This is a genomic window from Acidovorax sp. (assembly GCF_021287135.1).
GTDB lineage: Bacteria > Pseudomonadota > Gammaproteobacteria > Burkholderiales > Burkholderiaceae_C > Acidovorax.
Window position 1 is genome coordinate 31,996 of sequence record NZ_JAJTBB010000046.1, and the last position, 23,397, is coordinate 55,392.

The 23,397-nt window shown below is 69.9% G+C and carries 23 protein-coding genes and 1 pseudogene; 16 read left to right on the forward strand and 8 right to left on the reverse strand.

Features of this window, described 5'->3' with window-relative positions:
* Complete coding sequence (locus LWW96_RS11090) at window positions 1–1,344, reverse strand: SPFH domain-containing protein (protein WP_291486933.1); 1,344 nt, start codon at window positions 1,342–1,344, stop codon at window positions 1–3.
* Between the two features lie 233 nt (window positions 1,345–1,577).
* On the opposite strand from LWW96_RS11090, the gene LWW96_RS11095 reads away from it, so the two are divergent.
* The 3 genes from LWW96_RS11095 (at window position 1,578) to LWW96_RS11105 (ending at window position 5,008) form a co-directional block, all read left to right on the forward strand.
* On the forward strand, window positions 1,578–2,297 hold the full coding sequence (locus tag LWW96_RS11095; protein WP_291486935.1) for a response regulator: 720 nt from the start codon (window positions 1,578–1,580) through the stop codon (window positions 2,295–2,297).
* Window positions 2,294–4,468, forward strand: coding sequence for a HAMP domain-containing sensor histidine kinase (locus LWW96_RS11100; RefSeq protein WP_291486937.1), 2,175 nt, complete (start codon window positions 2,294–2,296; stop codon window positions 4,466–4,468). Before LWW96_RS11095 ends, LWW96_RS11100 begins: the two co-directional genes overlap by 4 nt.
* Window positions 4,469–4,624: 156 nt before the next feature.
* Window positions 4,625–5,008, forward strand: a complete 384-nt coding sequence (locus tag LWW96_RS11105) for a hypothetical protein (protein WP_291486939.1) — start codon at window positions 4,625–4,627, stop codon at window positions 5,006–5,008.
* A gap of 131 nt (window positions 5,009–5,139) precedes the next feature.
* Here the strand turns inward: LWW96_RS11105 and rpe are convergent, their stop codons facing one another.
* On the reverse strand, window positions 5,140–5,829 hold the full coding sequence (rpe, locus tag LWW96_RS11110; RefSeq protein WP_291486941.1) for a ribulose-phosphate 3-epimerase: 690 nt from the start codon (window positions 5,827–5,829) through the stop codon (window positions 5,140–5,142).
* A 63-nt stretch (window positions 5,830–5,892) separates the two neighbouring features.
* Between rpe and apaG the strand changes: the two genes are divergently transcribed.
* The 4 genes from apaG (at window position 5,893) to LWW96_RS11130 (ending at window position 10,890) form a co-directional block, all read left to right on the forward strand.
* Window positions 5,893–6,300, forward strand: coding sequence for a Co2+/Mg2+ efflux protein ApaG (gene apaG / locus LWW96_RS11115; RefSeq protein ID WP_291486943.1), 408 nt, complete (start codon window positions 5,893–5,895; stop codon window positions 6,298–6,300).
* A 17-nt stretch (window positions 6,301–6,317) separates the two neighbouring features.
* Window positions 6,318–8,309, forward strand: coding sequence for a site-specific recombinase (locus LWW96_RS11120; RefSeq protein ID WP_291486944.1), 1,992 nt, complete (start codon window positions 6,318–6,320; stop codon window positions 8,307–8,309).
* A gap of 198 nt (window positions 8,310–8,507) precedes the next feature.
* Window positions 8,508–9,776 carry a cation:proton antiporter gene (locus LWW96_RS11125; RefSeq protein ID WP_291486946.1) on the forward strand — a complete coding sequence of 423 codons (1,269 nt, stop codon included), beginning with the start codon at window positions 8,508–8,510 and terminating at the stop codon, window positions 9,774–9,776.
* Window positions 9,766–10,890 (forward strand): YbdK family carboxylate-amine ligase, encoded by a 1,125-nt coding sequence (locus tag LWW96_RS11130; protein ID WP_291486948.1) that lies wholly within the window; start codon window positions 9,766–9,768, stop codon window positions 10,888–10,890. The genes LWW96_RS11125 and LWW96_RS11130 overlap by 11 nt, the downstream gene beginning before the upstream one ends.
* Window positions 10,891–10,920: 30 nt before the next feature.
* Here the strand turns inward: LWW96_RS11130 and LWW96_RS11135 are convergent, their stop codons facing one another.
* Window positions 10,921–11,319: a tautomerase family protein gene (locus LWW96_RS11135; protein ID WP_291486950.1), complete on the reverse strand. Its 399-nt coding sequence runs from the start codon at window positions 11,317–11,319 to the stop codon at window positions 10,921–10,923.
* Entirely contained in the window at window positions 11,301–11,531 is a 231-nt protein-coding gene (locus LWW96_RS11140) for a hypothetical protein (protein WP_291486951.1), read from the reverse strand. The genes LWW96_RS11135 and LWW96_RS11140 overlap by 19 nt, the downstream gene beginning before the upstream one ends.
* Window positions 11,532–11,672: 141 nt before the next feature.
* Here LWW96_RS11140 and LWW96_RS11145 point away from each other — a divergent pair, with 141 nt between their 5' ends.
* The 3 genes from LWW96_RS11145 to LWW96_RS11155 all read left to right on the forward strand — a co-directional run bounded on the left by LWW96_RS11145 (window position 11,673) and on the right by LWW96_RS11155 (window position 14,075).
* On the forward strand, window positions 11,673–12,584 hold the full coding sequence (locus LWW96_RS11145; RefSeq protein WP_291486953.1) for a LysR family transcriptional regulator: 912 nt from the start codon (window positions 11,673–11,675) through the stop codon (window positions 12,582–12,584).
* Between the two features lie 29 nt (window positions 12,585–12,613).
* Window positions 12,614–13,588 carry a thiamine-phosphate kinase gene (gene thiL / locus LWW96_RS11150; RefSeq protein ID WP_291486954.1) on the forward strand — a complete coding sequence of 325 codons (975 nt, stop codon included), beginning with the start codon at window positions 12,614–12,616 and terminating at the stop codon, window positions 13,586–13,588.
* A 133-nt stretch (window positions 13,589–13,721) separates the two neighbouring features.
* Complete coding sequence (locus tag LWW96_RS11155; RefSeq protein ID WP_291486956.1) at window positions 13,722–14,075, forward strand: hypothetical protein; 354 nt, start codon at window positions 13,722–13,724, stop codon at window positions 14,073–14,075.
* 36 nt (window positions 14,076–14,111) lie between these two features.
* On the opposite strand, the gene LWW96_RS11160 is transcribed toward LWW96_RS11155, so the two are convergent.
* The gene (locus tag LWW96_RS11160; protein ID WP_291486958.1) at window positions 14,112–14,840 is read right to left on the reverse strand and encodes a pirin family protein; all 729 of its coding nucleotides are present in this window, start codon (window positions 14,838–14,840) and stop codon (window positions 14,112–14,114) included.
* 184 nt (window positions 14,841–15,024) lie between these two features.
* On the opposite strand from LWW96_RS11160, the gene LWW96_RS11165 reads away from it, so the two are divergent.
* Complete coding sequence (locus tag LWW96_RS11165; protein WP_291486960.1) at window positions 15,025–15,927, forward strand: LysR family transcriptional regulator; 903 nt, start codon at window positions 15,025–15,027, stop codon at window positions 15,925–15,927.
* Between the two features lie 53 nt (window positions 15,928–15,980).
* Here the strand turns inward: LWW96_RS11165 and LWW96_RS11170 are convergent, their stop codons facing one another.
* Both LWW96_RS11170 and LWW96_RS11175 read right to left on the reverse strand, forming a co-directional pair.
* A complete protein-coding gene (locus tag LWW96_RS11170; protein WP_291486961.1) occupies window positions 15,981–17,144 on the reverse strand; it encodes an iron-containing alcohol dehydrogenase in 1,164 nt (387 codons plus the stop codon).
* A 121-nt stretch (window positions 17,145–17,265) separates the two neighbouring features.
* Window positions 17,266–18,189 (reverse strand): LysR family transcriptional regulator, encoded by a 924-nt coding sequence (locus tag LWW96_RS11175; RefSeq protein WP_291486963.1) that lies wholly within the window; start codon window positions 18,187–18,189, stop codon window positions 17,266–17,268.
* A 133-nt stretch (window positions 18,190–18,322) separates the two neighbouring features.
* Between LWW96_RS11175 and LWW96_RS11180 the strand changes: the two genes are divergently transcribed.
* The 3 genes from LWW96_RS11180 to LWW96_RS11190 all read left to right on the forward strand — a co-directional run bounded on the left by LWW96_RS11180 (window position 18,323) and on the right by LWW96_RS11190 (window position 21,068).
* Complete coding sequence (locus LWW96_RS11180) at window positions 18,323–19,462, forward strand: alkene reductase (RefSeq protein WP_291486965.1); 1,140 nt, start codon at window positions 18,323–18,325, stop codon at window positions 19,460–19,462.
* 53 nt (window positions 19,463–19,515) lie between these two features.
* Window positions 19,516–20,538 carry a zinc-binding alcohol dehydrogenase family protein gene (locus LWW96_RS11185; protein WP_291486967.1) on the forward strand — a complete coding sequence of 341 codons (1,023 nt, stop codon included), beginning with the start codon at window positions 19,516–19,518 and terminating at the stop codon, window positions 20,536–20,538.
* Between the two features lie 116 nt (window positions 20,539–20,654).
* Window positions 20,655–21,068 carry a VOC family protein gene (locus LWW96_RS11190; protein ID WP_291486968.1) on the forward strand — a complete coding sequence of 138 codons (414 nt, stop codon included), beginning with the start codon at window positions 20,655–20,657 and terminating at the stop codon, window positions 21,066–21,068.
* Window positions 21,069–21,209: 141 nt separating this feature from the next.
* On the opposite strand, the gene LWW96_RS11195 is transcribed toward LWW96_RS11190, so the two are convergent.
* On the reverse strand, window positions 21,210–22,220 hold the full coding sequence (locus LWW96_RS11195) for a fumarylacetoacetate hydrolase family protein (protein WP_291486970.1): 1,011 nt from the start codon (window positions 22,218–22,220) through the stop codon (window positions 21,210–21,212).
* A 97-nt stretch (window positions 22,221–22,317) separates the two neighbouring features.
* Here LWW96_RS11195 and LWW96_RS11200 point away from each other — a divergent pair, with 97 nt between their 5' ends.
* Window positions 22,318–23,100: an IclR family transcriptional regulator gene (locus LWW96_RS11200; protein ID WP_291486971.1), complete on the forward strand. Its 783-nt coding sequence runs from the start codon at window positions 22,318–22,320 to the stop codon at window positions 23,098–23,100.
* A 17-nt stretch (window positions 23,101–23,117) separates the two neighbouring features.
* Window positions 23,118–23,397 (forward strand): annotated as a pseudogene (locus LWW96_RS11205) (DUF3108 domain-containing protein); the annotation flags it as partial.

A 23,397-nucleotide genomic window follows, 5' to 3' on the forward strand; every position in this document is an offset into this window, starting at 1 on the left:
TCATTGCTCCGTGGTGGTGGCGGTGGCGTCGTCTGCAGCCGCCGCGGCCTGCGCTGCCCCGGCCTGGGCGTTGCGCTGGCCGCCCAGCAATGCGGCGCCAATGAAGTCGCCGTTGGTGGGCGGGGGCGCGATGATGACCTGGATCTTGTCCGAGAGCTTGTCGGCCAACGTCTTCTGGATGAGCAGCGGGTGCTTGGTCACGAGCGCCCCTTCGCGCGCCATCTGCTCGGCGTTCACCTTGCCGATGCGGTCCATGCGGTAGGCCTCGGCCTCGGCCAACTTCTGGCGGGCTTCGGCCTCGCCGGCGGCTTCGATGCGGCGGGCCTGGGCGGCGCCTTCGGCGGCCTTCACGCGGGCCACGCGCTCAGCTTCGGCCTCCAGCTGGCGCTGCTCGATCTGTCGCTGCTTGAAGGGCAGCACATGCTTCATGGCTTCTTCCTGGGCCTTGGCGGCGATGACCTGCTCGCGCGCAGCAGCCTCGGCCGCTACTTCGCGGCGCACCTTCTCGGCCGTGGCGTCCAGCTCGTTTTCCTTTACGCGCTTGTCTTTGAGCTCCAGCGTGTAGCGCATCTTTTCCGAAGCGAGCTCCTCAGCCAGCAGGCTGTCCATGCCGCGGCGGTATTCGGCGGGCAAGTCCACCTTGCCGATCTGCACGCTGCGCAGCGTCACGCCGTCCGCAGCCAGTCGGGCACGCAGTTCGGTCTCGATGGTCTGCGCGATCTCGGCCCGCTTGGACGAGAAGATCTCGCGCACGGTGTAGCGGGCAAACACCTTGTAGACCAGGCCCTGCACCGCCGGCTCCACGATGTCGGCGCCCACGTTGTCCGGCAGGTTGCCGCCGCGCACGGCGGGCGAGTTCGGGTCCAGGGCGTAGCGCACGCTCAGGTCCAGGCCCAGCGACAGGCCTTCCACCGACTGCAGCGGTGCGCTGCCCGTGGCCTGGCGCATGGCCTCGGGGCGGTAGCTCTGGTCGCGCAGCGAGAAGACGCGCAGCGTGTGCAGCCCCGGCACCACCCACACGCTGCCGTCGCGCCACAGGCTGACGCTGCCGGTGAACTGGTTCAGGCGCACGCCCAGCTCGCCCTGCGCCATGTGCTGCACGGGCGGGTTGCGAACCACCATCCAGCCCGCCGCCGCCACCACCGTGCCCGCGGCCAGCCAGCGCACGGTGCGGGCGGTGGGCAGCAGGTAGGCCCAGTTCAGGGGCGCTGCCGGTGCGGTGTCCGCCGCGGCGGCGCCTTCTTGCAGGTCAGCATCCAGCACGGGCTCTGTGCCGGTCTCGGGCAAAGCGGTGGACGAGCGGCCCTTCAGGGTCTGCACGAGGCGGTTCCAGGTGGTTTTCATGGTGTGTTCTCTCTCGGTTGGGGTTCGGTGTTGTTGTCAGTCTCTGGGCCGCCGCCAAGGCTGGCTCATTGAGGACCGATTGTTCGAATCCACCCCGGAAGCAACAACGCGGCGCGCCGCCCAAACCCCTCACGCTGGCCGCGTGAACACTCCGGCCCCGGAAGAAAAACTCACACCGGATCAACCCGGGCGGCCGGGATAATCCGCTCACCCCCACTGCCCCGCCCTCTGCCATGACCCGCATTGCCGTGATCGAAGACGACCTGCCCACCAGCAACCAGCTGGCCGGCTGGATTGCCAGCGCCAAGAGCGGCATCGTGATCGACCAGTGGTTCACCCGCGACGACGCCGAGGCGGCCCTGGCGCGCGAGCATTACGACGCCGTGGTGCTCGACATCGAGCTGGGCCGCGAGCGCCATGCGGGCGTGGCGCTCATCAACGCCATCAACAAGCGCCGCCAGGGCACGCCCGTGCTGGTGGTGTCGGCCATGCCGGCCGCCATCTACCGCAGCATCATGAAGGCGCTGGACGCGTGGGACTACCTGCAGAAAACCACGTTCGAGGAGTCCGACTTCATCGAGACCTTCCTGGACATCCTGCGCACCGCCACCCCCGTGTCCGCTGCGCCGGCTGCCCCCGCGGGCGACGCCCTGGTGCTGGACCCGCTGTGGCAGCGCAGCCCCACCTGGCGCGGCGAGCGCATCAACCTGCCGTTGACGGCCCAGCGCATCCTGGCCACGCTGCACCAGCGCAGCGGCGAAGTGGTCTCGTACGACGAGCTGTTCGAGGTGGTGAAAAGCGGCCGCAACCGCGACAACGTGCGCAAGCATGTGAGCACCATCCGGGAGGCGCTGCGCGAAGTGGACCCGAGCTTTGAAGGCATCGAGAACGTGCCGATGCGCGGATTCCGGTGGGTGGGCTTGCCCGCCTCGGCGGGCAGCAAGCGCCCATGAAACGCCTGCTGCGCCCCGCGCTGGAAATCCCGCGCCTGGAGATGCCCCGGCTGGGCCTGCCGGCGTTCCGTTTGCGCATCCTCGTGCGTGGTGTGTTCGTGCTACTGGCCGTGGCCACGCTGGCGCTGAGCGTGGTGCTGCTCAAGGAGGAAAAGGAGCGCGCCTGGCAGAGCTACCAGCACGGCTTCGAGCGCAGCCAGGCCGAGGTGATGGCGCGGCTGCGCCACCCGTCGGGCCAGCTGGCGCTGCTCAACGCGCACCTGCAGGGCCAGGCCGCCACGCCGCTGGCGCCGCTGTTGCTGCCGTATTCGGCCATCGATTTCGACGACCAGAACAAGGCCCAGCAGGCGGTGGAGATGGCGGGCTGCTCGGTGGCCTACCCCGACGGCGCCACGGCCTGCGCGGCCATTGGCAACAACCCCTACGCGGGCGGCTTCATCTACCTGGTGGGCAGTTTTTACGCGGGCGAGCTGGTTCCGCGCGAGCGCGGGGTGCTGGACCTGGCCGGCGTGCACCGCGCCCGCATCACGCTGGATATGCGCGGCAGCACCTACCGATGGGTAGCCCCCTTCGAGGCGCTGCCGCCGCAGGGCAGCATCCAGACGCGCGGGCGGCTCACCGGCTTTGTGGACCACAGCAACGGGAGCGACGGCAGCGAGGGCGCCGACCTGCTGGACGCCCGCGCCCGCCCGGTGCGCGACTTCCGCGGCTGGCTGTGGCAAAACAACCTGTGCCGCGATCTGGCGGGAACGCAGCCCGGCTGCCAGCGGCGCACGTTCTACTCGGTGCGGTTGCCTGTGGAGCTGTTCCGCGAGGCGCTGTTCAACCACAAGCAGCGCGTGGTGTGGCCGCCCGAAGACCTGGGCAGCATGCGCCTGCGGGTGGAGATGCTGGGCCCAGGCTCCGCGCCCGCGCTGTTCGACAGCAACACCCCCGGCGCCCAGCCCGCGGCATCGCTGGCCGAGGTGGTGCGCTCGCTGCTGCCGGGCGAAAAGGTGCAGATCCGCAAGCTGGGCAGCAGCGAGCAGGAGGCGCTCACGCTGCGCGGCTCGGCAGTGGAGGCGGGGCCCTCGGCCCCCTGGCTGTTGCGCCTGATCAGCTGGCTGCCGCTGGACGGCACGCTGACCCACCCAGGCCGGCGCCCGCAGCCCAAGGCGCCGGCGGGCCTGGACATGCTGGACACGCCCGTGGGCAACTACGCCGTCACCTTCACCGGCGACCTGCGCGGCGTGGAGCAGAACCTGGCCGTGGTGGCCACGCGCATGTCGTGGTACCTGGGCGCCATGCTGGCCGCCATCGGGCTGGCGTGGCTGGTAGTGGAGGTGGGCCTGCTGCGCCGCGTGACCGCCCTCACCCGCCGTGCCGCGGCCGTGTCGTACACCGTGCAGGACGGCCATGTCGGCCCGCGCCTGGGCGACCTGGAGGTGTCGGACCTGCGCGGATCGGACGAGCTGGGCATTCTGGCCGGCGGCCTGGCCGACCTGCTGCAGCGCGTGAAGGACGACCTGGCGCGCGAGCGCCTGCGCGCCCAGCAGGAGCGCGACATGTGGCACGCCGTGGGGCACGAGATCATGTCGCCCCTGCAGTCGCTGATGGTGCTGCACGGCGGCGCCGACGACCCCGGCCACCGCTACGTGCAGCGCATGCAGCAGGCGGTGCACGTGCTCTACGGCACGGCCTCGCCGGCCGAGGCGCTGCAGGCCGCCGATGTGCCGCAGGGCCGGCTGGACTTGGGCGCCTTCCTGCGCCATGTGGCCGACAACGCGCACTTTGCAGGCATTGCCAACGTGGTGTACCAGGGCGGTGCCGGGCCGGTCATCGTGCGGGCGGACGAGTTTGCGCTGGAGGACGTGGTGACCCACATCCTGGGCAATGCCGACCGCTACCGCCCCGCGGGCTCGCCCATCACGCTGACGCTGGCCGCGTCGGAATCCACCGCCAGCGCCACCCTGCACAACCAGGGCTCAACGATCGAGGAAGAGCTGCTGGAGCGCATCTTCGAGCTGGGCGTATCCGACCCGGGCCAGCCCGCACCGCCGGGTGAATCCGAGCACCGAGGCCAGGGGCTTTTCGTCGCCAAGACCTACATGGCCAAGATGGGCGGTACCGTCAATGCGCGCAACACGGAGGGCGGCGTGGCCTTCACGCTGACGTTCCAGCGGCTGGGTTAGTGTGCCAAGTCGGAAATTCATTGCACAGAGACGCCCAGCGGCGCCTCTGCGGACGGCCGCGTCTGGTGGTGTCTGACAGACAGCCGCCGCACCCCGGCGTACGCTGCCCTTCCATGGGTGGACCAGTCTGCCCGCGCACCAAAAAGGAGTTGTCCCATGCGATACCGTGATGCCGTCAAACCGCTTTTCACCGCCACCCTGCTGCTGGCCTGCGCCGCCGCCAGCGCCCAGACGCCGCCGCAAGACGCGCGGGCGCGCTACGAGCAGGAACGCCAGCGGTGCCAGACGAACAACATCCAGGACAGTCTGGCCACCTGCCTGCGTGAAGCCACCAACGCCTACGACGCCGCCCGCAAGGGCCAGCTGAGCGACCCGGGTCCGATTGCCATTGCCAACGCAACCCAGCGCTGCGAAGCGTTCCAGAACACGGCAGACCGTGCGGAATGCGTGCGCCGGATCGAAAGCGACCCCGCCAGCGGTTCCGTGCCGGGCGGCGGCGTGCTGCGCGAGTCGATCACGACCACGGTGATTCCCCAGTAAGCGGGGGGCGGCGGAATATCATTAAAATGGTCTCTAGCGCTTATCCATCAAGCGCTAGAAGCTATTAATTTAATAGCATTTACAGCACGCTGCAGCCGCGGGACACGTAAACCGCGGCGGAACCCGAAGGCTCAGGCTGCGGCGAGTGCGCCGCGCATGGCGTCCACCACCGCCTTGTAGTCCGGCTTGCCGAAAATGGCGCTGCCGGCCACGAAGGTGTCTGCGCCGGCATCGGCCACGCGGCGGATGTTGTCGGCCTTGATGCCGCCGTCCACTTCCAGGCGGATGTCCTTGCCCGAGGCGTCGATGCGCTTGCGCACCGCTTCGATCTTGCGCAGGGCCGAGTCGATGAAGCTCTGGCCGCCAAAGCCGGGGTTGACGCTCATGATGAGGATGAGGTCGATGTCGTCGATCACCCAGTCCAGCACATCCAGCGGCTCGGCGGGGTTGAACACCAGGCCGGGCTTTACGCCCTTGGCGCGGATGGCCTGGATGCTGCGGTGCACGTGGCCCGAAGCATCGGGGTGGAAGCTGATGTAGTCGGCGCCTGCCTCGGCAAAGGCGGCGGCCAGCGCGTCCACGGGCTGGATCATCAGGTGCACGTCGATGGGCACGGCCGCGCCCGCGGGGGTCCTGGCGTGGGGCTTCAAGGCCTGGCACACCATGGGGCCGAAGGTGAGGTTGGGCACGTAGTGGTTGTCCATCACGTCGAAATGGATCCAGTCGGCGCCGGCGGCGATGACGGTCTGCACTTCTGCGCCCAGGCGGGCGAAATCGGCAGACAGGATGGAGGGGGCAATGCGGTAGGTGGGGCTGCTCATGCCCGGATTGTCGCAAAGCCCGCGGCCCGGCGGCTATTTGCCGGCCACGGTTACCATTCCGCCATGCCCAAGTACCAGTTCGATGTGGCGGTGGTCCCCGAGTACCTGCCCGAACAGTCGTCGCCCGAGAGCGCGGTGTTCAGCTTCGCCTACACGATCACCATCACCAATGCCGGCGACGCGCCGGGACAGCTGATTTCGCGCCACTGGGTCATCAGTGACGCGCAGGGCCACACCGAGGAAGTCAAGGGCCTGGGCGTGGTGGGCCACCAGCCTCTGCTCAAGCCCGGCGAATCCTTCCAGTACACCAGCGGCTGCCGGCTGCGCACCTCCAGCGGCACCATGCACGGCACCTTCCATTGCGTGGCGGAAGACGGCGAGCCGTTTGATACCCCCGTGCCCCTCTTTATGCTGGAGGCCATGCACCAGGGCCCGGGCGGCACGCCCATCAGCAGCCGGGTGCTGCATTGACGGCGAAGAACCCGGGCTTGCCGCTCCCCGCCCCGACCGACCTCGCCGGCCTGCTGGCGGCGCTGGACCCCGAGGCCGGCCTGGCGGACCGCCATCTGTGGCTGATCCAGCTGCTGGACTGGGTGCGCGGCAAGGGCGATTCTGTGCCGGCCGCCGTGGGGCGGGTCCAGCTGTTCCTGGATGCGGTGGAAGCCCGGCCGGACGTGGCCACCCGCCTGCGGGCCTGGTGGACCACGCTGGTGGAGCATGTGGACATCACGACACTGCTGGCGGATTTCGGCTTCGCGCCCCGCACCGCGCTGGTCAGCGAGATGGCCGAGCGCCTGCGCACCAAGCTGCTGCCGCACAGCCCCGAGACCATCGACGCGTCGGAGCTGTTCATGCTGGCCCTGCCGGGCGAATTCGACGCGCAATGGCTTGCGGCGCTGGAGGAAACGCAACTCCAGCGCCTGGTCGCGCTGCTGGCCGCACCCCCTGCGGATGAGACGCGGGGCGGGGGCGGCGCCTCGCGCTGGCAGAAGGCGCTGCTGGACGCCATCACCTATTGCGCGGGGCAGATCCTCTCCACCGGCTTTGCGCCCGAGTTGCGCCTGCGCATGAGCGAGGCGGCGCGCGATGCGCAGCCCTTTCACGCGTTGATCCGCGATGTGGAGAGCCTGCGGGTGGAGGTGCTGCACGCGCTGCGCACCCCCGACCGCCTGAACGAGGCCGCACAGCGCCTGCGCGAGCGCCTGGAGGGCTGCCGCGCGGCCGCCGCCACCGTGTACACCCACTTTGAAGACAACGGCGTCTCCGTGGGGCTGGTGTTCCGGCTGCGGCAGCTGCGCGAGCGCATCCTGCGGGTGCGCGAGCTGCTGGACTGCCTGCTCTCGCCCACCCCCGCCGCCACCGCCGCGCGCCTGATGGCGCATCTGGTCATGGTGGGGCAGGACCGCCGCAGCCTGCGCGCGCTGCTGGCCTCCAACTCATCACTGCTGGCCGCCAAGGTGGCCGAGCGCAGCGCCGAGACCGGCGAGCACTACATCACCCGCACCGGCGCCGAATACCGCGCCATGGTCCGCAAGGCCGCCGGCGGCGGGGCGCTGATGGCCTTCACCACGCTCGCCAAGTTCGGGCTGTACGCGCTGGCCCTGTCGGCCTTCTGGGGCGGCTTCTGGGCCGGCGTGAACTACGCCGTGAGCTTTGTGCTCATCCAGCTGCTGCACCTGACCGTGGCCACCAAGCAGCCCGCCATGACGGCGCCGGCCATGGCGGCCAAGCTCAAGGAACTGAGCACCGGCGGCGGCACGGAAGCCTTTGTGGACGAGATCACGCACCTGGTGCGCTCGCAGGTGGCCGCGGTGCTGGGCAACGTGCTGGTGGTGTTCCCGGCCGTGCTGGCCCTGGCCGCGCTGATCGCCTGGGGCACCGGCGCCCCCGCGATCAGCCACGCCCAGGCCGGGCATGTGCTGGAGTCGCTGCACCTACTGGGCCCCTCCGTGCTGTTCGCGGCCTTCACGGGGGTCTTGCTGTTTGCGTCGAGCATCGTCGCGGGCTGGACGGAAAACTGGTTCGTGCTGCACCGGCTGGACTCGGCCATCCACTACAACCCGCGCATCACCCGCTGGCTGGGCGCCGCGCGCGCGGCCCGCTGGGCGCGCTTCCTGCGCGAGAACATCTCAGGCTTTGCGGCCAACATTTCCCTGGGCTTCATGCTCGGCCTGGTGCCGGCGTTCGCGGGGTTTTTCGGGCTGGCGCTGGACGTCCGGCATGTCACACTGTCCACCGGACAAGTCGCCGCGGCCGTGGCATCGCTGGGGCTGCCGGCGCTGCACACGCCGGCCTTCTGGTGGGCGGCGGCCACGCTGCCGCTGCTGGGGGCCTTCAATGTGTCCGTCAGCTTCTACCTGGCGTTCCGCCTGGCACTGCAGGCGCAGAACGTGAGCGGCGTGGAACGCTCGCGCATCTACGCGGCGCTGCGGGCCCGGCTGCGCAGCGCGCCGCTGAGCTTCTTCCTGCCGCGGCGTTGATAGCCAGCCAACCCGGCGGGTCGCCCACAGGTCCGGCCGTCCCTGGGCCAATCGGCGCCCGTGTCCTACACCGCCCCCGTGTTTCAGCCTGTAAATTCAAGCCCGCGCGGGGCGTAACCCTGCAGGGCCCGCCAGGGCCCGGCTATCGACAACAACAGCACCGCGGGGGCTCCTGCGGTGACACGGAGGTTCCATGACATGAATGAAATCCTGAGCTTCTGGGCGCAATGGCTGCGCCCCTCGGCCGGGTTGCCTACGGTGCAATGGTCGCTGCTGCTGGCCGTGGCCGCGATGGCAGGCTATCTCACGCAGCGCCACACGGGCCTGCCCAAGGTGCTGGGCTACTCGCTGGTGGGCACGGCCGCCGGGCTGGCGGGGTTCAGCGGCGCCGTGTGGCCGCTGCAGGGCATCGGCCTGTTCCTGCTGGAACTGGGCCTGGCCATCGTGCTGTTCGAATGCGGCGGGCGCATTCCGCTGCGCTGGTTCCGGCACAACCCGATGGTGCTGGTGCAGAGCATTGCCGAATCGGTGCTGACCTACTTTGCCGTGTATTGGGTGCTGGTGTGGCTGAACCTGCCCACGCAGGTGGCCGGGCCGCTGGCCCTGGTGGCGCTGGCCGCATCGCCCGCGGTGCTGACCCGGGTGGTGGCGGACACCCGCGCCGCCGGTCCGGTGACGGAACGCGCCATCGTGCTCACCACCCTCTCGTCGCTGTACGCGCTGACCCTGGGCAGCGCACGCGCCGAATTGCTCAACCGGCAGAGCGTGACGGTGCTGGAGACCATCTCGCCGGTGGTGGTGGTGCTGGGGGTTTCCATCATCGTGGCCGCCGTGCTGGCCCTGGTGCTGCGCATGGCGCTGCGCGTGATGAGCCCTACCAGCGAGAACACGTCCATGCTGTTCCTGGCCCTGGTGGCCGCTGGCACCGCCGTGGCCGCGCACATGGGCGGCTCGGCGCCGCTGGCCGCGCTGCTGGCGGGCATGCTGCTCAAGCAGCTCAACCCCCGGCCCTGGGCCTGGCCGCGGCAGCTGGGCAATGCGTCGTCGCTGCTGACCATGCTGATGTTCGTGCTGGTCTCCACCGTGGCCGCGCAGGCCGACTGGAGCGCGCACGTGGCCGGCGTGGTGCTGGCGCTGATCACGGTACGCCTGCTGGCCAAGGCCGTGGGCGTGGCGCTGGGCAACGTGGGCAGCGGCGCGAGCTGGAAGCAGGCGCTGTGGGTGGGCTGCGCGATGACGCCCATGTCCTCCATCGCGCTCCTGATCGCATCGCAGTTCGTGCTGGCGTCGCCATCCACCGGCCACGTCATCGCGGGCGTGGCGCTGCCTGCCATCCTGCTGATGGAAGTGCTGGGCTCGGTGATTGCCACCGTGGCCATCTACCGTGCGGGCGAAAGCTCCAAGCCCTGGGCCGCACTGACCAGCCCTGGCAACAACAACAACGGAGATACCGGCCGTGAGTCTTGAAGCCTTCAACCATTCCGAACCGCTGACGCTGGGCGTGGAGCTGGAGCTGCAGCTCGTCAACACCAACGACTACGACCTGGCCCCCTACGCCGAGGACATGCTGCGCCTCATGCGCAAGACGCCGCTGCCCGGCAGCGTGGTGCCGGAGATGACGAACAGCATGATCGAGATCTCCACCGGCATCTGCCACTCGGCCAGCGAGGTGCTGGGCCAGCTCACGCCCATCCGCGACGCGCTGGTGCGCAGCGCCGACAAGCTCAACATCGCGGTGGTGGGCGGCGGCACGCACCCCTTCCAGCAGTGGCACGAGCGGCGCATCTACGACAAGCCGCGCTTTCGCGAGCTGTCGGAGCTGTACGGCTACCTGTCCAAGCAGTTCACCATCTTCGGGCAGCACGTGCACATCGGCTGCCCCGATGCGAACGCCGCGCTGCTGATGCTGCACCGCATGAGCCGCTACATCCCGCACTTCATCGCGCTGTCCGCCTCCAGCCCCTATGTGCAGGGGCAGGACACGGCGTTCGATTCGGCGCGGCTGAACTCGGTGTTCGCCTTCCCGCTGTCGGGACGCGCGCCCATGGCCCTGACGTGGGACGACTTCACGGTCTACTTCAACAAGATGACCCGCACGGGCGTGGTGCGCAGCATGAAGGACTTCTACTGGGACATCCGTCCCAAGCCCGAGTTCGGCACCATCGAGATCCGCGTGTTCGACACGCCGCTGACCATCGAGCGCGCGGCCGCGCTCGCGGGCTATGTGCAGGCCCTGGGGGCCTGGTTCCTGGCCGACCAGCCGTTCATGCCCGAGGAGGACGATTACCTGGTCTACACCTACAACCGCTTCCAGGCCTGCCGCTTTGGCATGGACGCGGTGTACGTGGACCCGGCCACCGGCGACCACATGCCGCTGCGCGAGCACATCCTGCGCACCATGGACACCGTGGCCAGCCACGCCGCCCGGCAAGGGGCGGCGAGCGCCATGCACATGCTGCGCACCGAGGTGGAAGCGGGCCAGAACGACGCCCGCTGGCTGCGCCAGCGCCAGAGCGAGGAGCAGCTGCTGGCCGAGGTGAGCCGCCAGGCGGCGCTGCGTTTCCGCGGCGCGCTTGGTTGAGCGCTCCACGCCGCCCGCTCGGCGGCGGGCTCAGGCGGCCAGGGCCGCCTTGCGGGCCTGCTGGGTGCGCCCGCCATAGCCCCAGTCGCCCGCGGGCAGCTCGCGCACGATGACGTAGCTGGCCTCGGCCAGCGGTCCGTCGCCCGCCAGTTGCCGGCGCAGCTCGGCAAAGGCCGCCTGCACGAAAGCGGCTTTCTCCGCCGGCGTGTTGGTGCCCTGCGTGATGCTGGCTTCCAGCAGTGCCGCGGGCTGCGCCGCAGCCTGGCCGCCGATGTGCCAGCGCGCTGCCGGCAAATCGTCGATGACCACGACCGTGACCTCCCGCCGCTTGCCCAGCAGCTCCACCGTGAGATCGGTGAGCGCGCGGGCCAGCTGCGGGTAGCGCTCGGGGTTGTGCAAGGGGGCGATCTTCAAAACGAGCGTGGGCATGGTGCTGTGGTCTCCTGGGGCGATGGCATCAAGGGAGTGGCGCGGGCCGCAGCGCGCGCACCCGGGCGGTGCAGGGCCTGGCGCACCCACCGCAGCAGCGTGCGGGCAAGCCGGTCCTGCGCATCGTGGACCGCCGCGCGGCGCAGCTCCACCGCGCGGCGCTGGGCCTGCTCGCGCAGGCGGTGGTATTCGTCCGGAGACAGGGGTTGCATGGCGCGGCTCCTCATCGGGGGTTGGCTGGGGTGAACGGGACTGTAGGCACCGCGCACCGCCCGCGAAACAGCCTGCCGCGCAAGGGCGTTTTGCAGCGGGTGCAAGGCCTGGCACACCCGAGGCCCCGTTACCATTGCCCGATGCGCGACCTCCGTTTCGAAGACATGCACCTGTTCGTGCGCGTGGCCGAACTGGGCTCGCTCTCGGCCGTGGCGCGCGAGCGCAACGCCCCGGTGAGCCAAGCCTCGCGCACCCTGGCGCGGCTGGAGCAATCGTGCGGCGCCCGGCTGGTCCACCGCAGCACCCACGGGCTTGCACTCACAGCCGAAGGGCTCACCTTCCTGGACTACTGCCGGCGCATTACCGGCGCGCTGGACGAGCTGGAAGGCGAGTTCGCCACCCAGAGCGGCCAGCCCAGCGGCTGGGTGCGCGTGGCCTCCAGCTCGGTGGTGGCCGAACACCTGCTGATCCCCAGCTTTGAGAGCCTGCAGCAACGCCACCCGCAGCTGCGCGTGGAACTGGTGGTGGACGACCGCATGGCCGACATGGCGCGCGATGGCATCGACATCGCCATCCGCACGGGGCCGCCGCCCACCGATACCGTGGTGGCGCGCCCGCTGGGCACGCTGGCGCGCGGACTGTACGCGACACCCGGCTATCTGCAGGCCCACGGCGTGCCCCGGCGCCCGGACGATCTGCGCCAGCACCGGCTCATCACGAACAGCGCGGTGGCCTTTCTGAACCACTGGCCTTTCCAGGTCGATGGCGCGCCACAGGTGCTGGTGGCCGACGGCCACTGGCGTTCCGACAGCACGGCCATCACGGCGCGCATGGCGCTGCAGGGCCTGGGCATTGCGCGCTTGGCCACCGTGGTGGCTGGGCCGCTGGTGCGCCAGGGCGTGCTCGCGCCCGTGCTGGCGGACTGTGTGGACCTGCAGCCCAGCCCCATCCACGCCGTGACCCTGACGCGCCGCCACCGCCTGCCCAAGGTGCAAGCCTGCATCGACCACTGGGCCGGGTGGTTTGCCGCGCAGGAGCGCGGCGGCGCATAGGCCTCCCTCACCGTTTCTTTGCACACACCATGGGTGAATTCGACCTGATCGCACGCTATTTCACGCGCCCCGTGCGCCACGCCGCGCTGGGCGTGGGCGACGACTGCGCGCTGCTGGCACCCGCCGCGGGCATGCAGCTGGCCGTCTCCAGCGACATGCTGGTGGAGGGGCGGCACTTCTTTGCCGACGTGGACCCGCAGGCCCTGGGCCACAAGGCGCTGGCCGTGAACCTGTCGGACCTGGCGGCCTGCGGCGCGCGGCCGCTGGCCTTCACGCTCGCGCTGGCCCTGCCGCGCGTGGACGAGCCGTGGCTGGCCGGCTTCTCGCGCGGGCTGCTGGCGCTGGCCGATGCGCACGGCTGCGAACTGGTGGGGGGCGACACCACGCAGGGGCCGCTCAACATCTGCATCACCGTGTTCGGCGAGGTGCCCGCAGGCCAGGCCCTGCTGCGCAGCGGCGCACGGGCGGGCGACGACATCTATGTGAGCGGCACGCTGGGCGACGCGCGCCTGGCCCTGGAGGCGCTGCTGGGCCATATCCGCCTGCCAGCCCCCGTGCTGGACCATGCGCGCCAGCGGCTGGAGCGGCCCACGCCGCGCGTGGCGCTGGGCCAGGTGCTGCGCAGCGTGGCCAGCAGCGCCATGGACGTGAGCGACGGATTGCTGGGCGACCTGTCGCACCTGCTGAAAGCCTCCCGCGTGGGGGCTTGCATCGACACCCAGGTTACTTCAAATTTGATAGCTGCTTGCGCTTGCCCATCAAGCGCTACAGGCCATTTTGATGAAGAATTAGTGCGCCAATGCACCCTGGCCGGGGGCGACGACTATGAGCTGCTGTTCACCGCCCCGCCGGGGCGCAGCGCGGCCGTGGCGGCCGCGGCCCGCGCCAGCGCCACGCCGGTGACCCGCATCGGCACGGTACAGGCAGAAACCGGCCTGCGCCTGGTGGACGCGCAAGGGCGGCCGGTGGACCACCGCTACGCCTCGTTCGACCACTTCGGGTAGCCGACGGGCCGCCCCAGGCGTTCCGTCCCCGCCTGCGCCCCGGCCGCAGCCGGAAGGCCCGGCTGCGCAATAGTTCACGCCCGGGGCCGGCGGCTTGCGGGCGCCAGGTGCAACCAGGTGCAACATCCGGCCCATGGCTTACACCTACCTGTTCTTCCAACCCACGCGGTTGCCGCTGACCACCGAGGAGCTCTCCCCCGACACGGTACAGGTGCTGCGCGACATCGAGCACATCAAGGCTTCGCTGGCCCGGGTGCTGCCCGGCCTGCAGTGGGCCTTGCCCACCTGGGGCCACGCCACCGTGCTGGGCCATCCGGTGGAATTCCACCTGCCCGAGGCGGCCGCCGACGGCCCCCTGACCATGCACTGCACGCTGCGCACCGACTACACCGCCTGGGTGCAATCGCTGTGCGACACGCTGGGCTGGCTGGCGTTTGACGAGCGGCCCATGTGCCTGCAGCCGCACGGGCCGGCCGTTCCGGCCTGAGGCCCTGAACGCGGCCCACGGCCCCCGGCTGCCACCTCACTGCGGCATCGTGGGCAGCTCGTGGGGGCGCAGGTCGAACACCAGCACCTCGGCGCCCTCCCCCTGGCCGAAGCGTAGCGCGCCGGCGTTGCGGATGCGCGCCCCATCGCCTTCGGACAGGCGCTCGCCGTTCACCTCCAGGCTGCCGCGGGCCACATGCACATACACATGGCGGTCCGGGCCCACGTCCAGCGTGGCCGTCTCCGCGCTGCCGTCAAACAGGCCGGCATACACACGGGCATCCTGGTGCACGGCCAGCGACCCGCCTTCGCCCTCGGGCGAGATGATCTGGCGCAGGCGGCCGCGCTTTTCGGCCGCGCTGAAATGCACCTGCTGGTAGCGGGGCTGCACGCCGCGCGCCCCGGGCACGATCCAGATCTGCAGGAAGTGCACCGGCTCCTCGTGGGAGTGGTTGAACTCGCTGTGGCGCACGCCCGTGCCGGCGCTCATCATCTGCACGTCGCCCGGGCGGATGACCGAGCCAGTGCCCATCGAGTCCTTGTGCTCCAGCGCGCCCTCCAGCACATACGAGAAGATCTCCATGTCGCGGTGCGGGTGGGTGCCAAAGCCCTGGCCCGGGGCCACGCGGTCATCATTGATGACCAGCAGGTCCGAGAACCCCTGCTGGTTTGCATCGTGGTAGTGGCCGAAGGAAAAGGTGTGGTTCGATTGCAGCCAGCCGTGGTTGGCCTTGCCGCGGTGTTGGGCTTTGCGGATGTCGAGCATGGGGTCTTCCTTTCAGTAGCTGTCGATAAATTTCACACTGGACGCCGTCTTGAAAATCAGCGCAACCTCATTGGCGTTCGGTGCTGCGATGAAGGAAGTATCGGACGCATGGCGGGCGCGTTGGTTGAACGTTTTGGCCCTTCATCATCGATAATTTCGATGATCCACATCCAGCCGCCCGCCCATGTTGAAACTCACCCTCGAAGCCATTGAACTGGTGGATGCCATTGCCCGGCATGGCTCGTTCGCAGGCGCCTCGGAGCGGCTGCACAAGGTGCCTTCCACCATTTCCTATGCCGTGGGCAAGCTCGAAGAGCAGCTGGGCCTGGCCCTGTTCACGCGCAACGGGCCGCGCGTGGCGCTCACCCCGGCGGGCCAGGAGCTGCTCAAGGAGGGCCAGTGGCTGCTGGCGTCGGCACGGCAGCTGGAGTCCCGCCTGCGGCAGATCGCCACGGGCTTCGAGTCCGAGCTGCGGCTGGTGCACGACTCGCTCATCCCCACCAGTGCGTTCAACGACGACATTGCCGCCTTCGAGGCCCTGAACTGCGGCACGCGGCTGCGCATTGGCTGCGAGACCCTGACCGGCACCTGGGAAGCGCTGCGCGAGGGCCGGGCGGACCTCATCGTGGCGGCCGGGGAAGGCCCGGCCGGCGGCGGCTACAAGGCCGTGGCGGTGGGCCGCCTGGACTTTGTGTTCTGCGTGACGGCCACACACCCGCTGGCACGGCTGGGCCGCCCGCTCACCCGTGCAGACCTGCTGGAGCACACGGCGGTGGTGGTGGGCGACGGGGCGCGCACGCTGTCAGACCGCACGGTGGGCCTGCTGCCCGGCCAACGGCGCATCACGGTGCCCTCCATGCAGGCCAAGATCGCGTGCCAGGCCGCGGGGCTGGGCCATGGCTTCGTGCCGCGCGCCTGCGTGCGCGTGGAGCTGCACAACGGCATCCTCGTGGAACTGCCGGTGCAGGAGCCCCGCCCCGACGAGACCTTCTGGCTGGCCTGGAAGCCGGAGCACCGGGGCGAGGCCCTCAAATGGTGGTGCCAGCGCCTGCACCGGCCGCTGCTGCCGGGCATCCTGCCGTACTGATGACGCATGCGGCGCCAGCGCGGTGAGAACCCCGGGGCGAAGGGGACGCTGGCCTACAGCGCCGCTTCGAGAATGCGGCGGCTCACGGCGGGCGTGATCTCGCGCTGCTCGCCCAGCTTGACCATGCCATGGGCCTCGAGCTGGGCCACGGCCTTGTCGATGACGTCGGCGCCCAGGCCATAGCCCGACAGCCGGGTACGAATGCCCATGCTTTCAAAGAAGTCGCGCGTGCGCTCGATGGCGGCGGTGATGCGCTCGTCGTCCGTGCCGGTGGTGATGCCCCACACGCGCTCGCCGTACTGCAGCAGCTTGGCGCGCTTGGCGACCCGGCGCTCGTGCAGCAGCGCGGGCAGCACGATGGCCAACGTGCGCGCATGGTCGATGCCGTGCAGCGCCGTCAGCTCGTGGCCGATCATGTGCGTGGCCCAGTCCTGCGGCACGCCGGCGCCGATCAGGCCGTTGAGCGCCATGGTGGCCGCCCACATGAGGTTGGCGCGGTCGTCGTACACGGGCTCGGAGGCCGTGAGCAGGCGCGGGCCGATCTCGATCAGCGTCTGCAGGATGCCTTCGGCAAAGCGGTCCTGCACCGGCGCGTTGACCGGGTAGGTCAGGTACTGCTCCACCGTGTGCACGAAGGCATCGACCACGCCATTGGCCAGCTGCTGGGGCGGCAGGGTGTAGGTCTTGGTGGGGTCCAGCACCGAGAACACGGGGAAGGTGTGGTTGCTGCCGAACGACAGCTTCGCCCCCTGGGCGCGGTGGGTGATGACGCCGCCGTTGTTCATCTCCGAGCCTGTGGCGGGCAGCGTGAGCACGGTGCCGAACGGCAGCGCGCCCGCGACGTTGCGGCCGTGCTTTTCCAGGATGGCCCAGGGGTCGCCGCCCTCGAACTTCACCGCCGCCGCGATGAATTTGGTGGCATCGATGACCGAGCCGCCACCCACCGCGAGCAGAAAGTCGAACCCGCCCTCGCGGATCTGCGCCACGGCCTTCATGGAGGTTTCGTAGCTCGGGTTCGGCTCGATGCCGCTGAAGGTGGCGTGCTGGCGGCTACCCAGCGCGGCGCGCACCTCGGCCAGGGTGCCGGTCTTCTCGGCGCTGGCGCCGCCCACCAGGATCAGCACTTTGGCGCTGGCGGGCACAAGCCGGTCCAGGTCGGCAATGCGGCCCTGGCCGAAGGCGATGTGGGTGGGGTTGTGGAAGTCGAAGTTCAGCATGGCGTGGAAATGGCGTGGTGGGTGAACGAGCGCCCGGAACAGCCCGCGCGCGCAGCAGGTCATTGTGCGACTGGCGCGTGCGCCCTGCACGTCGCCCGCCGGACAACCCTCTTCCATTCGGTCAGGTCCGCCCAGGGGCCTGGTCGGCCAGCGCTTGCAGCCGCCCGGCCATGAAGTCGCGCAGTGCCCGCAGCAGTGGCGTGAGCTGGCGCCGGCTGGGGGCCACCAGGAACAGGGGCACGGTTTCCGTCACCCAGTCGGTGCACAGCGGCACCAGGCGGCCGGCAGCCAAGTCGTGGGCCACGTCAAAGAACGACTTGTAGGCGATGCCCCGGCCCCGCAGCGCCCAGCGGCGCACCACGTCGCCGTCGTTGGACACGTTGCGGCTGCGCACCCGCACCTGCACCTCACGGCCTGCCGCGTCCCAGAAGCGCCAGCGGTCGTGCACGTCCTCGCCCAGCATGAAGCACAGGCCGTCGTGGTCGGCCAGCGCGTGCGGGGTGGCGGGCGCGCCGCGTGCGGCCAGGTAGGCGGGCGCGGCGCACAGCACGCGGCGGTGCGCGGCCGACAGCGGCAGCGCCACCAGGCTGGAGTCCTGCGGCTTGCCGTAGCGAAAGGCCGCGTCCACCGGCTCGCTGTAGACGTTGGCCATGCGGTCCGAGAGCTGCAGGCGCAAGTCGATGCCCGGGTGCTCCACCTGGAAATCATCCAGCCAGGGCAGCAGCACATTGCGCCCCAGGTCCGAAGGGGCGGCCAGCTGCAGCGTGCCGCGCAGCCCGCCGGCGCGCCCGCCCTGCAACTGCCCGTGCACCTGCTGCAGCGCGGCCAGGGCGGGCCGGCAGTGCTCCAGGAAGAGCGCGCCCTCCTGCGTCAAGCGCAGGCTGCGGGTGGAGCGCACGAACAACGCCACGCCCAGCTCCGCCTCGAGCCGCTTGAGCGCGGCACTGGCGGCGGCGGGCGTGAGGTCCAGCGCACGGGCGGTGGCGGACAGGCTGCCGCTGTCCACGGTGCGCACAAAGATGTCGAGGTCTTGCAGGCTTTTCATGGGGCATGGCGTCGGCGCGGCGTATTTTCAAATTTTCCTTGAATATTTCTTCAACAGCCATCCCATTTAAAGAAATACACACCGCAATCACCATTGCGGCATGTTCCAACTCCGGGCTGCCCGCCTTGACCCCATGACCGCCACCAACCCCTCCGCGCCCCTCTTCCGACCATTGCAACTGGGTCCGTTGCAGCTGCCCAACCGCATGGTGATGGCCCCCATGACCCGCGCCCGCAGCAGCCAGCCCGGCGATGCGCCCAACGCGCTGATGGCTGACTACTACGCGCAGCGGGCCAGCGCGGGCCTGATCGTCAGCGAGGCGAGCCAGGTCTCGCGCCAGGGCCAGGGCTACAGCTTCACCCCGGGCATCTACAGCGAGGCCCAGGTGCAGGGCTGGCGCCGCATCACGGAGGCGGTGCATGCCGCCGGCGGACGCATGGTGCTGCAGCTGTGGCACGTGGGCCGCATGTCGCACCCCAGCTTCCATGCCGACGGCCTGCCCGTGGCGCCCTCGGCCCTGGCGCCCGCTGCCCGGGTGTGGGTTGCCGGCGACGACGGCGTGGGCCGCCTGCTGGACTGCCCCGTGCCGCGCGCACTCGCCACCGCCGAGATTCCCGGCGTGGTGGACGACTTCCGCCGGGCCGCCGCCAACGCCATGCGCGCCGGCTTCGACGGCGTGGAAATCCATGGCGCCAACGGCTACCTGATCGACCAGTTCCTGCGCACCACGTCCAACCACCGCACCGACGCCTATGGCGGCCCGGTGGAGCACCGCACCCGCTTTGCCCGCGAGGTGGCCGCGGCCGTGGCCAGCGAGGCCGGCGCCGAGCGCACAGGCATGCGCCTGGCCCCGTTCATCACCCAGCGCGGCATGGACTGCCCCGAGATCATCCCCACCATCCTGCACCTGGCACGCGAGCTGGACGCGCTGGGCCTGGCCTACATCCACCTGGCCGAGGCCGACTGGGACGACGCCCCCGCCGTGCCGGACAGCTTCCGCCACGCGCTGCGCGCCGCCTTCAGCGGCCGCGTGATCGTGGCGGGCCAGTACACCCCCGAGCGCGCCCGGCAGATCCTGGCCTCCGGCCTGGCCGACCTGGTGGCGTTTGGGCGGCCGTTCATCGCCAACCCCGACCTGCCTGCGCGCCTTGCGGCGGGGTTGTCCTTGGCGCCGTTCGATCCGGCCCAGCTGTTTGGCGGCGGCGCACGCGGCTACACCGACTACGCAGCAGCCACCAGCCCCCAGGCAGCGGCCGATGCGACGGCGGCCTGAGCGCCAGCGCCGCCCTCCCCACCCTTTTCCTTGCAACACCCCAGGAGCTCTTCATGAAAGCCGTTGGTTACCAGACCGCCCGCCCCATCAACCACCCCGAGTCGCTGCTCGACATCACCCTGCCCGACCCCGTGGCTACCGGCCGCGACCTGCTGGTGGAGGTGCGCGCCGTGTCCGTGAACCCGGTGGACACCAAGGTGCGCAGCAGCAACTCGCGCAGCGGCGATGGCCCCGGGTACAAGGTGCTGGGCTGGGACGCCAGCGGCATCGTGCGCGCGGTGGGCCCCGAGGTCACGCTCTTCAAGCCCGGCGACCGCGTCTGGTACGCGGGCTCCATTGCGCGCGCGGGCACCAACAGCGAACTGCACTTGGTGGACGAGCGCATCGTGGGCCACGCGCCGAAGTCACTGGACTTTGCCGAAGCCGCGGCGCTGCCGCTGACCACCATCACCGCGTGGGAGCTGCTCTTTGACCGGCTGGGCGTGGCCCCCGGCAAGCGGCCGACCCACAAGACCCTGCTCATCATCGGTGCGAGCGGCGGCGTGGGCTCCATCCTCACGCAGCTGGCCGCGCGGCTCACCAGCCTCACGGTGATCGGCACCGCATCGCGCCCCGAAACACAGCAATGGGTGCGCGACCTGGGCGCCCACCATGTCATCGACCACAGCCTGCCGCTTACGCAGGAGCTGGCGCGCATCGGCCACCCCACGGTGGACACCATCGCGAGCCTCACGCAGACCGACGCCCACTTCGACCAGATCGTGGAAGCCATTGCGCCGCAGGGCCAGTTCGCGCTGATCGACGACCCGGTGTCGCTCGACGTGACGAAGTTCAAGCGCAAGTCGGTGTCCCTGCACTGGGAGCTGATGTTCACGCGCGCGCTGTTCGGCACCGCCGACATGGTCGGCCAGCACCGCCTGCTGAGCGAGGTGGCGCAGCTGGTGGACGCGGGCCTGCTGCGCACCACGCTGGACCAGCGCATGGGTCCGATCAACGCCGACAACCTGAGGCGCGCGCACGCGCTGATCGAGAGCGGCACGGCGCGGGGCAAGCTGGTGCTGGAGGGGTGGGACTAGGGTGCGCAGCGTCACGGCGAGGGCTGCAGGAAGGTCTTGCCAGAGACACTGTATTTAAATACAGTCCACTGGCGCGCCACCCCGGCGCGCGCCCCTTTCCATTCAGGAGCCACTCCATGCTTGACCACATGACTTTCCGCGTGACCGACATCGGCCGGGCCAAGGCGTTCTACAGCGCCGCCCTGGCACCGCTGGGCTACAGCCTGTCCTTTGAGGGCAACTACGGCATGAACATCCTGGGCTTCGCCTACCCCGATGCGTCCGAGCCCGACGGCAAGAAGGCCGATGTGTGGTTCATCGACGGCCCCTCGCCCTACGGCGGCCCGCCGGCCACCACGGGATGCCATCTGGCGTGGCGCGCGCAAAACCGCGCCCAGGTCGATGCGTTCTATGCGGCGGCCATCGCCGCCGGCGGCAAGGACAACGGAGCCCCGGGCCTGCGGCCCGAGTACCACGCCCATTACTACGGCGCTTTCGTGATCGATCCAGAAGGCAACAACGTGGAAGCGGTCTGCCACACGCCCGGGTGACAGAAGCCCCCTGGCGCCGAACGCCCCACAGACACCAGCAAGCGTCGCCCGCGCCCGGCGTCCATGCTCATTCGCTACTAAATTAATAGCTTCTTGCGCTGGATGGACGGGCGCTAGAGGCCAATTTCATCCAAATTCTCGTCACGCTGCGGGCGCGGCGATGGTCTGGTCGATCGCGCCAAACAGGCTGGTGCCGTCCTTGCCCTGGACCTCGATGCGGATGGTGTCGCCGAACTTCATGAACTCGGTGCTGGGCTTGCCGTCCTGGAGGGTTTCGATGCAGCGCTTTTCCGCAATGCAGCTGTAGCCCTTGGGCCATTCCATGCGGCCGTTGTGCTCCACGCCCTTGTTGCTGACGGTGCCGCTGCCCACGATGGAGCCGGCGCGCACGTTGCGGGTCTTGGCGATATGGGCGATCAGCTGGCCAAAGTGGAAGGTCATCTCCGGGCCGGCGTCGCACATGCCGACCTTGCGGCCGTTCCAGGTGGACTGCACCGTGAGGTGCAGGCGGCCCTGCTCCCACGCGTCGCCCAGCTCGTCCAGCGTCACGGCCACCGGGCCGAACGCCGTGGCGGGCTTACTCTGGAAAAAGCCGAAACCCTTGGCCAGCTCGGCCGGGATCAGGTTGCGCAGGCTCACGTCGTTGGCAATCGTCACCAGCCGGATGCCGTCGAGCGCCTGCTCGGGCGTGGCCCCCATCTTCACGTCGCCGGTGATGACAACGATCTCGGCCTCAAAGTCGATGCCCATGGCTTCGCTGGGTACCACCACGTCGTCGCAGGGGCCCAGGAAGTCGTCGCTGCCGCCCTGGTACATCAGCGGGTCGGTGTAGAAGCTCTCGGGCACCTCGGCGTTGCGCGCCTTGCGCACCAGCTCCACGTGGTTGATGTAGGCCGAGCCGTCAGCCCACTGGTAGGCACGGGGCAGCGGCGCCATGCACTGCGCGGGGTCGAACGGAAAAGCGTGGCGTGCCCGCCCGCTGTTGAGCTGGTCGTACAGGTCCTGCAGCTGGGGCGACAGAAAGCCCCAGTCGTCCAGCACCTGCTGGAGCTTGGCAGCAATGCCGGTCGCATAATGGGCTGTGCCCAGGTCGCGCGAGACGACCACCAGCTGGCCGTCGCGCGAACCGTCTTTGTAGGTAGCGAGTTTCATGGGGGCGGGACCTGCGGCGAGGCCGGTGCGTCACCCAACACGAATTACGATTGGGTGAATTGATTTAACCAAACAAAACTCGCAAATTTTAGTGCACATGGACAAAGGCCGTGCGGGCATTCAATCGGTGGAGGTGGGTTTTGCGCTGCTGGACGGGCTGACGCGCTCGCGCGGGCCGCTGATGCTCAAGGACGTGGCCGCAGCCGCCGGCATGAGCGCGGCCAAGGCCCACCGGTACCTGGTGAGCTTTCAACGCCTGGGCCTGGTCACCCAGGACCCGCGGACCGCGCGCTACGACCTGGGCCCTGCGGCGCTGAAGCTGGGCCTGGCGTCCCTGGCACGGCTGGACGCGGTGCGCCTGGCACGCGAACGCATGCCCGCGCTGATGGAGGCCATCGGCCACACCCTGGCCCTGGCGGTGTGGGGCAACCACGGCCCGACCATCGTGCATTGGGAGGAGTCGCCCCAGGCCGTGACCGCCAACCTGCGGCTGGGTGATGTCATGCCGTTGCTGTCGTCTGCCACGGGCCGGTGCTTTGCGGCCTACCTGCCGCCCGAAGTGGTTGCCCCGCTGCTCCAGGATGAACTGTCGCGGGCCGCCGCACTGCGCCGCACCGACCTCCCCGCCAGCGCCGCCGCGGTGGAAGCCCTGCTGGCGGAGGTGCGCGCGCAGGGCGCCGCCCGCGTCGTGGACACGCTGCTGCCCGGAATCGTGGCGTTCTGCGCCCCCGTCTTTGACGCCGGCGGCCACCTGGCGCTGGGCATCACCACCCTCGGATCGGTCGCCACCTTCGATCCCCAATGGAACGGCGCCATCGACACCCCATTGCGCGCGGCCGCCGCACAGCTGTCGCGCGACCTGGGTGCGGCGGTCCCCTGAACCCGCCGCCCTCCCGCATGCCCCGCCGCGCCCTTGTTTTCATCACCGTGCTGGTGCTCGCCTTGCACTGGCTGGCCCTGCGCGGGGTGCCGCTGGCCTGGGAGCCCCCAGCCCCCGCGCCGGCCGGCCCGGTGTTCAGCACCCGCAGTATTGCCGCGCCGCCCATCCCCACCGACGTCACGGCCGAGGCGGCAGCCGCCGCGCCGGCGCCGCGGCCCCGGCCCGCGCCGCGTCCGCGCCCCCCCGCCCGCAAGCCGGTGGCACCCCCCGAGGCCGCACCGTCCGCCCCCGCTCCCG

Bases quoted from the DNA above. Each gene is read 5' to 3' on its own strand.
- LWW96_RS11090 (WP_291486933.1), bottom strand. From the start codon at position 1,344: ATGAAAACCACCTGGAACCGCCTCGTGCAGACCCTGAAGGGCCGCTCG.
- LWW96_RS11095 (WP_291486935.1), top strand. From the start codon at position 1,578: ATGACCCGCATTGCCGTGATCGAAGACGACCTGCCCACCAGCAACCAG.
- LWW96_RS11100 (WP_291486937.1), top strand. From the start codon at position 2,294: ATGAAACGCCTGCTGCGCCCCGCGCTGGAAATCCCGCGCCTGGAGATG.
- LWW96_RS11105 (WP_291486939.1), top strand. From the start codon at position 4,625: ATGCGATACCGTGATGCCGTCAAACCGCTTTTCACCGCCACCCTGCTG.
- rpe (WP_291486941.1), bottom strand. From the start codon at position 5,829: ATGAGCAGCCCCACCTACCGCATTGCCCCCTCCATCCTGTCTGCCGAT.
- apaG (WP_291486943.1), top strand. From the start codon at position 5,893: ATGCCCAAGTACCAGTTCGATGTGGCGGTGGTCCCCGAGTACCTGCCC.
- LWW96_RS11125 (WP_291486946.1), top strand. From the start codon at position 8,508: ATGAATGAAATCCTGAGCTTCTGGGCGCAATGGCTGCGCCCCTCGGCC.
- LWW96_RS11135 (WP_291486950.1), bottom strand. From the start codon at position 11,319: ATGCCCACGCTCGTTTTGAAGATCGCCCCCTTGCACAACCCCGAGCGC.
- LWW96_RS11140 (WP_291486951.1), bottom strand. From the start codon at position 11,531: ATGCAACCCCTGTCTCCGGACGAATACCACCGCCTGCGCGAGCAGGCC.
- LWW96_RS11145 (WP_291486953.1), top strand. From the start codon at position 11,673: ATGCGCGACCTCCGTTTCGAAGACATGCACCTGTTCGTGCGCGTGGCC.
- thiL (WP_291486954.1), top strand. From the start codon at position 12,614: ATGGGTGAATTCGACCTGATCGCACGCTATTTCACGCGCCCCGTGCGC.
- LWW96_RS11155 (WP_291486956.1), top strand. From the start codon at position 13,722: ATGGCTTACACCTACCTGTTCTTCCAACCCACGCGGTTGCCGCTGACC.
- LWW96_RS11160 (WP_291486958.1), bottom strand. From the start codon at position 14,840: ATGCTCGACATCCGCAAAGCCCAACACCGCGGCAAGGCCAACCACGGC.
- LWW96_RS11165 (WP_291486960.1), top strand. From the start codon at position 15,025: ATGTTGAAACTCACCCTCGAAGCCATTGAACTGGTGGATGCCATTGCC.
- LWW96_RS11170 (WP_291486961.1), bottom strand. From the start codon at position 17,144: ATGCTGAACTTCGACTTCCACAACCCCACCCACATCGCCTTCGGCCAG.
- LWW96_RS11175 (WP_291486963.1), bottom strand. From the start codon at position 18,189: ATGAAAAGCCTGCAAGACCTCGACATCTTTGTGCGCACCGTGGACAGC.
- LWW96_RS11180 (WP_291486965.1), top strand. From the start codon at position 18,323: ATGACCGCCACCAACCCCTCCGCGCCCCTCTTCCGACCATTGCAACTG.
- LWW96_RS11185 (WP_291486967.1), top strand. From the start codon at position 19,516: ATGAAAGCCGTTGGTTACCAGACCGCCCGCCCCATCAACCACCCCGAG.
- LWW96_RS11190 (WP_291486968.1), top strand. From the start codon at position 20,655: ATGCTTGACCACATGACTTTCCGCGTGACCGACATCGGCCGGGCCAAG.
- LWW96_RS11195 (WP_291486970.1), bottom strand. From the start codon at position 22,220: ATGAAACTCGCTACCTACAAAGACGGTTCGCGCGACGGCCAGCTGGTG.
- LWW96_RS11200 (WP_291486971.1), top strand. From the start codon at position 22,318: ATGGACAAAGGCCGTGCGGGCATTCAATCGGTGGAGGTGGGTTTTGCG.